This window comes from Gryllotalpicola sp., assembly GCF_027352875.1.
GTDB lineage: Bacteria > Actinomycetota > Actinomycetes > Actinomycetales > Microbacteriaceae > Gryllotalpicola.
The window spans coordinates 1-6478 of sequence record NZ_DAIEII010000014.1; the positions used below are offsets into that span (position 1 = coordinate 1).

General features: G+C 70.5%; 6 protein-coding genes and 1 pseudogene. 3 read left to right on the plus strand and 4 right to left on the minus strand.

From position 1 onward, the window contains the following. On the plus strand, positions 1-148 hold a 148-nt coding region (locus M7D61_RS09835), incomplete at its 5' end, for a DUF5808 domain-containing protein (RefSeq protein ID WP_366083707.1). 175 nt (positions 149-323) lie between these two features. On the opposite strand, the gene M7D61_RS02080 is transcribed toward M7D61_RS09835, so the two are convergent. From M7D61_RS02080 to M7D61_RS02090, 3 genes are read right to left on the minus strand one after another with little or no spacing between them, the layout of a single operon-like run. Then, positions 324-1055: an FAD:protein FMN transferase gene (locus tag M7D61_RS02080; RefSeq protein WP_298227098.1), complete on the minus strand. Its 732-nt coding sequence runs from the start codon at positions 1053-1055 to the stop codon at positions 324-326. A 3-nt stretch (positions 1056-1058) separates the two neighbouring features. Then, positions 1059-1613 (minus strand): FMN-binding protein, encoded by a 555-nt coding sequence (locus M7D61_RS02085; protein WP_298227100.1) that lies wholly within the window; start codon positions 1611-1613, stop codon positions 1059-1061. Continuing rightward, positions 1610-2911: a ferredoxin reductase family protein gene (locus tag M7D61_RS02090; RefSeq protein WP_298227102.1), complete on the minus strand. Its 1302-nt coding sequence runs from the start codon at positions 2909-2911 to the stop codon at positions 1610-1612. Before M7D61_RS02090 ends, M7D61_RS02085 begins: the two co-directional genes overlap by 4 nt. 195 nt (positions 2912-3106) lie before the next feature. On the opposite strand from M7D61_RS02090, the gene M7D61_RS02095 reads away from it, so the two are divergent. Beyond that, positions 3107-3763, plus strand: coding sequence for a MazG family protein (locus M7D61_RS02095; protein ID WP_298227104.1), 657 nt, complete (start codon positions 3107-3109; stop codon positions 3761-3763). Positions 3764-3898: 135 nt separating this feature from the next. Here M7D61_RS02095 and M7D61_RS02100 read toward each other — a convergent pair. Beyond that, positions 3899-5353, minus strand: a pseudogene (locus tag M7D61_RS02100) (MDR family MFS transporter); the annotation flags it as partial. Here M7D61_RS02100 and M7D61_RS02105 point away from each other — a divergent pair. Beyond that, a partial coding sequence (locus tag M7D61_RS02105) for an ATP phosphoribosyltransferase regulatory subunit (protein WP_298227106.1) occupies positions 5268-6478 on the plus strand: 1211 nt, incomplete at its 3' end. The pseudogene M7D61_RS02100 and the gene M7D61_RS02105 overlap by 86 nt on opposite strands.

Sequence of the window (6478 nt, forward strand, 5' to 3'; positions counted from 1 at the left end):
CAACGCCGCCGACGGCCGCGTCGTGGTGCCGAAGCGCTACGGCCTCGGCTGGACGATCAACTTCGGCAGCGCGGGCGGCATCGCGATCGGAGCCCTCGTCATCGCCGTCATCGCCGCCGCGGTCGTTCTGCCGGCGCTGCGTCACTGACCGCCCCGCCTGCGGCGGCGTGAGCCGCCGCAACGGTCCACTGGACCGTTGCCTCCTAGGCGGCCCCGCCTGCGGCGGCGCGAGCCGCCGCAACGGTCCACTGGACCGTTGCCTCCTAGGCGGCCCCGCCTTCGGCGGCGCGAGCCGCCGCAACGGTCCACTGGACCGTTGCCGCCTAGGCGGCTCGCGCCCATCGCACGTCGCCGATGGCGTCGAGCACGCCCGCATGCGAGATGGTGACGACGCTGCAGCCGTAGCTGTCGTGCGCCCAGGCGGGACCGTCCGGCCCGAGCGCCATGATCGCCGTGGCGCACACGTCGGCCACGGTGAGCGAGGGGTGGATGACGCTGACGCTCGCGAACGCGTTGGCGATCTCGCCGGTGCGGCCGTCGTGGAGGTGCGCCCCGCGCTCGTAGGCGCCTGAGGTCGCGATCGCCTCGTCGCGCAGCGCCACGACCCCTGCGATCGCGCGCGGATGCCACGGCGAGCGGATCGCCGCGTGCCAGGCGCGGCCGGGCTCCGGTCCGCCGCGCACCGCGATGTCGCCGCCGGCATTGAGGCAGAAGTCTCGCTGGCCGCCGGATTCCAGCAGTTCGGCCGCGCGCTGCACCGCCCAGCCTTTGACGATGCCGTCGGCGTCGAGGCGGCCGGCAGCGCGGACGGAGAACGCGCCGCCGGAATCCGCCTCGAAGCGGGCCGCGAGCTGCAGCACCTCGAGCAGGTCGGCCGACCCCTCGGAGAGCTCGCCGCGGTCGAGGCGGGAGATCTCACTGTCGCGCCGGAACGGGCTGAACACGGCATCCGCCCGCTCGAGCACGCCGAAGGCGTCGTCGACGAGCTCGGGCGACACCACGGGCCGCGCGTCGAGCGAGACGGGGATTCCCATGACGGTGCGCACGTCGTTCATCGCTCAGCCCTTCTTGTCGATCGCGCTCTGCAGGGACTGGATATAGCCGATGGACGTGAAGGTGGCGCCGGACACGGTGTTGATCTGCGCCGACTGCGACTGGATGACCTCCTGCGCAAGGATCGGCAGCGCGTACTGGTTGATCGCGATGTCGCGACCCGAGCCGCTCGGATACTGCAGCAGGTCGACCTTGGTGATCGATCCGGACTGCCAGGTGACCTCGACCTCGACCGGCCCGTAGGGCGTGTCGACGGCATTGCCGTCGACGACCGCGTTGCCGGGGCTGGTGGCGCTCGCCGTCGCGCTGCTCGTCGGCGAGGTGGACGCAGAGGTCGAACTCGGCGAACTGTTCGGCGACCTGCTCGGCGAAGACGAACTCGACGTGCTGCTGCTGGGCTTGGTCTTCGACGCGCTGGCCGAACTGCTCGGCGACTGGCTCGTCTTGGGCTTCTCGGCCACGGTTGCGGACTCGGCCGACGTGGTCTTGGCCCACAGGGCTGCTCCCAGCGATGCCAGGACGACCCCGAACAGTGCCGTCCCCCGCCATCGTCTGGTCATGCGAAGCTCATCTCCTCAGCGTGGATGCGACGCACCCCGAGCGCGTGCAGCGAGTGGGTTGCGGTGTCCATCATCGGCTCGGGGCCGCAGAGGAACGCTTCGCGTCCGCGGATGTCCGGCACGAGCGAGGAGAGGTGCTCGGGGGCCAGCGGGTCGAATCCGAGGTCGGAGCGACGCCCCGGCGCGACGATGAGCCGCGTGCCGGGCAGGCCGCGCACCTCGTCGAGCAGCGCCATGTCGTCGACATCGCGGGCCCGGTAGATCACGACCGAGTTGAAGCCGCGGCCGGCGAAGTCTCGCGCCAGCGCTGCGATCGGTCCGATGCCGGCGCCGCCGGCGATGAGCACGAGCTGCTGGCGCTTGGCGCGCTCCGCGGTGAACGAGCCGTGCGGGCCCTCGACGATGACCTTCGTGCCGGGGCGGATGTCGCGCAGCGCGCCGGAGTGGTTGCCGAGATCGGCGACGGTGATGCGCAGGTGCCCCTGGTAGGGAGGCGCCGAGATCGAGTACGGGTGGGCCGACCAGATGTGCCGCCAGGTGAGGAAGCGGAACATCATGAAGTTGCCGGCGCGGATGCCGAGATCCTCGATGTCGTTCCCCTTGATCCACACGCTCACCGCGCGCGGCGATTCGGGTACGACGGTGGCGACCGTCCAGTCGTGCCGAGCGAATCGGACGAGCGGCAGGAGAGCGCGCCACCACACGACGCAGAGAGCGGTCCCGACGTACATGAGGATCCAGATGGCGCGCGGCACCGGGTGGGCGACGAAGTTCGTGCCGCTGCTGACCTGGTGGAGGAAGGTGAGGAAGATCGCGATGTAGGTCGTGACGTGGATCCAGTACCACCACTCGTACGGCAGCAGAGACTTGAGCAGCCTCGCGCTCGTGAGCCCGACGACGAAGAAGACGAGCGTGCCGATGGTGGCCCACCACATGTCCTGGTAGGCGCTGAGGATCGAGATGTACTCGCCGACGGGGTTCTTGCCGTCGGCGAGCATGCCGCCGAGCATCATGAAGGCGATGTGCGTCATGACGAGGAAGATGACGGTCGTGCCGACGCTGCGGTGCCAGGAGACCAGCCGGTCGAGCCCGACGCCCCGCTCGAACCAGGGGATGCGGGCGATGAGCAGCACCTGGACGCAGACGAGGTACCCGGCGATGAGCCCGACGAGTTCGCCGAACGTCGTCACGGTCAGTGCCGGCGTCGCGGTGAATCCGGGGATGGCGCCGGTCCACCACAGCGCCAGTACTCCGATACCGCCGAGAGTGATGAGAGTACGAAGCGCGATTCGTCCCATGTCCCGAAGCTAGGAGGATCGCCCATGCGTTTCCTATGACTGGCCTGGTGCTTTGCCGAGGCTCGCCAAGACTCCGCTAAGAACGATCGTGGACCGGATCCGGTGCGAGGACCGGCCCGGGCACCGCACCGCCGAGGGGGATGCCGGCCGCGATGCGCTCAGATCGGATGGCTCGCCTCGCCCCATACTGGCAGCATGAATGCCCCGGAATCGGAATCCAGCAGCCTCGACGCCGCCGCCGAGGCGATGGCGCAGATCCTCGATCGCTGCGTCTGGAGCAGGCAGCAGACCCACGAATCGCTGGTGACCTACCTCATCGAGGAGAGCTACGAGCTCGTCGAGGCGATCGAGTCGGGCACGCCCGAGGATGTGCGCGAGGAGCTCGGTGACGTGCTCTGGCAGGTGCTCTTCCACGCCGAGATCGCCCGCCGCTCGGGCGAGGGCTTCAGCATCGCGGATGTCGCAGCCGACCTCCACGCGAAGATGATCCGTCGCCACCCCCACGTGTTCGGCTCCGAGGTCGCCGAGACCCCCGAGGATGTCCGGCGGCTGTGGTCGGCGGCGAAGGCCGCCGAGAAGCGCGAGCGCACCAGTGTGCTCGACGGCATCCCGCCGGGGATGCCCGCCCTCGCCCTCGCCGACAAGATGCTCGGCCGCGCCGCCACGGCGGGCGTCGCGGCGCCGCTGCCGGCGCCGGGGGCGGCCACCGAGGCGGAGCTAGGGGAGCAGCTCCTCGCCCTCGTCGCCGCCGGCCGCGAACTCGGCCTCGATCCGGAACGCGCGCTCCGGGATCGGCTGCGGCTCCTCGCCGCTGCGGTGCGGCGGCAGGAACAGCAGCACGACGACGAGTAGCGCGGCGGCGATGGCGATCGCGACGAACACCAGCCGCATGGCCGTCATGAGGCCGGCGGCCTCGGGCGCGCCGTTAGCCCCGATGATCGTGTTGGCGTTGACGACCGCGCCGAAGATCGCGACGCCGACCGCCGAGCCGATGTTGCGCGAGAACATGTTGATGCCGGTGACGAAGCCGCGCTCGCTGTGCTGCACCGACGACTGGGCGGCGATCATCGACGGCGCTGCCGCGAAGCCGAAACCGGCGCCGATGATGAGGCCGTAGAGCGCGACGAGCCAGATCGAGGAGTGCGCGCCGAGAGTGACGAGCAGCGCGGAACCCGCGAGGGCGACGATCGTGCCGATGGTGCACGTCACCCGGAATCCGTACCGCAGGTAGAACCTGCCCGAGAACGAGGCCGTGATCGGCCAGCCGATCGTGAACGCGGCGACGGCGAACCCGGCGATGAGCGGTCCGAAGCCGAGCACGTCCTGGGCGTAGATCGGCACGTAGGCCGACAGGCCCAGCACGACGAGACCGACGAGGAAGCCGCCAGCGGTCGACGACCAGACGACGCGGCGCCTCAGGATCGAGAACGCGATGAGCGGATACCTCGCCCGCAGCTGCCACCACACGAATACGACGAGCAGCGCCGCGGCCGCCGCGAAGACGAGCACCGAGATCGGGGAGTCCCACGCCCACGACTGGCCGCCCTCGAGCAGGCCGAGAACGAGCAGCGCCGTTCCCGGGGTGACGAGCGCGGCGCCGAGCCAGTCGATGGGCTCGCGTTCGCCGACGCGTGCGCTCTCGTGGTAGCGGGCGACGATCAGCCCGACGGCGACGGCGCCGATGGGCACATTGATCCAGAAGATCCAGCGCCACGAGAGGTACTCCGAGAACACCCCGCCGAGCGCGGGCCCGACGAGCGAGGCCATGCCCCACATGCTCGCGATGTAGCCCTGGGTCTTGGCGCGCTCCTCAAGGCTGTAGATGTCGCTGAGGATCGTCATGCCGAGCGGCTGCACGCCGCCCGCGCCGATGCCCTGGACGGCGCGCGCCGCGATGAGGATCGGCATCGACCAGGCGGCGCCGCTGAGGATCGACCCCAGCAGGAAGAGGCCGAGGGCGACCAGCAGCAGGTTCTTGCGGCCGAACACATCGGCGAGGCGGCCGTAGAGCGGAACCGTCACGGCCTGCGCGAGGACGTAGATCGAGAAGAGCCACGGCAGCTGCCGGAACTCGCCGAGGTCGTGGGCCACCGACGTCGACGCCGTCGCGATGATCGTCGAGTCGAGGGCGACGAGCGCGGTGCTGAGCATCACCGAGAGGAGGATCGGGCCGCGTTCGGATCGGAGGCCGACGGATCTCCTGGAGAGCATCGCGTTCGTCATGAGATTCCCCAATCTTCCGCGGCGCTTCGGCTGCTGTCTTCCGCCTGCGGGAGCGGACGATCCGGCGGCTCGTCTGCTCTGAGCCCGCCGCGCACCACAGAGGCAAGTCTGTCGCTCAAGGGATAATTCCCTCATGGCCTCCGACGTCACCCCGCCCCGCGGCATGCGCGACTTCCTGCCGCTCGAGAAGGCGAAGCGCGAGGCCGTCCTCGGCATCATCCGCGCCGGCTACATCGCGCGCGGCTTCGAGGAGATCGAGACCCCGGTGGTCGAGGACGCGGCCCGTCTGCACTCGGGTCTCGGCGGCGACAACGAGAAGCTCGCGTTCGGCATCCTGCGCCGCGGGCTCGAGCAGTCCGATCTCGATGCCGCGGCCGCGGCGGGCAGCGCGGAGGGCCTCGCCGACCTCGGCCTGCGCTTCGACCTCACCGTGCCGCTGGCGCGCTACTACGCGACCAATCGGGCGAAGCTCCCCGGGGTGTTCAAGGCGCTGCAGATCGCGCCGGTGTGGCGCGCCGAGCGCCCGCAGAAGGGGCGCTACCGCCAGTTCGTGCAGTGCGACATCGACATCATCGGCGAGCCGTCGGCGCTCGCCGAGGTCGAGCTCATCGCCGCCACGGCCGCGACGCTCACCGAACTCGGCATCGCGGGTGCGCGCATCCGCATCAACCACCGGCGGATCCTGCGCACGATGCTCGCCTCCTGGGGCATCGCGGACGACGGAGTCGATCGGGCTCTGGTGATCGTCGACAAAGAGGACAAGATCGGGGTCTCCGGCGTCGTCGCCGAGCTTGTCGACCTCGGCCTCCTGCCGTTCGCCGACGCCGATCGCGCCGCGGCCGACCTCGGCGGCCTGCCCGACGACGGCTGGGGTCTCGACGCCGCGTCGGCGCCGGCCTGGCTCGACCTCGACGCGTACCGTGAGATCCACGCGATCCGTGACGCGGTCGCCGCGGCCGCGCCCGGCGTGCCGCTCGTGTTCTCGCACAACCTCGTGCGCGGCATGGGCTACTACACCGGCGCGATCTTCGAGATCCAGCACCCCGAGTTCGGCTACTCGTTGGGTGGCGGTGGTCGCTACGACGGCATGATCGGCCGCTTCCTCGGCGAGGAGGTGCCGGCCGCGGGCTTCTCGATCGGCTTCGAGCGCATCGTCGACCTCGTGCCGGCCTCGGCCGCGCATCCGGCCTCCCTCGTGCTCCTCCACGACGCGGCTGCCGACCCCGGCGCCCTCGTGAAGCTTCAGGGCGCGCTGCTCGCCGAGGGCCGCAGGGTGCGTCTCGAGAAGCGGGCCAAGAACCTCAGACCCCAGCTCGAGCGCCTCGCGGTCGCCGGCTACAGCAC

Coding starts and splice junctions, on each gene's coding strand:
- M7D61_RS02080 (WP_298227098.1), bottom strand. CDS start 1,055: ATGAACGACGTGCGCACCGTCATGGGAATCCCCGTCTCGCTCGACGCG.
- M7D61_RS02085 (WP_298227100.1), bottom strand. CDS start 1,613: ATGACCAGACGATGGCGGGGGACGGCACTGTTCGGGGTCGTCCTGGCA.
- M7D61_RS02090 (WP_298227102.1), bottom strand. CDS start 2,911: ATGGGACGAATCGCGCTTCGTACTCTCATCACTCTCGGCGGTATCGGA.
- M7D61_RS02095 (WP_298227104.1), top strand. CDS start 3,107: ATGAATGCCCCGGAATCGGAATCCAGCAGCCTCGACGCCGCCGCCGAG.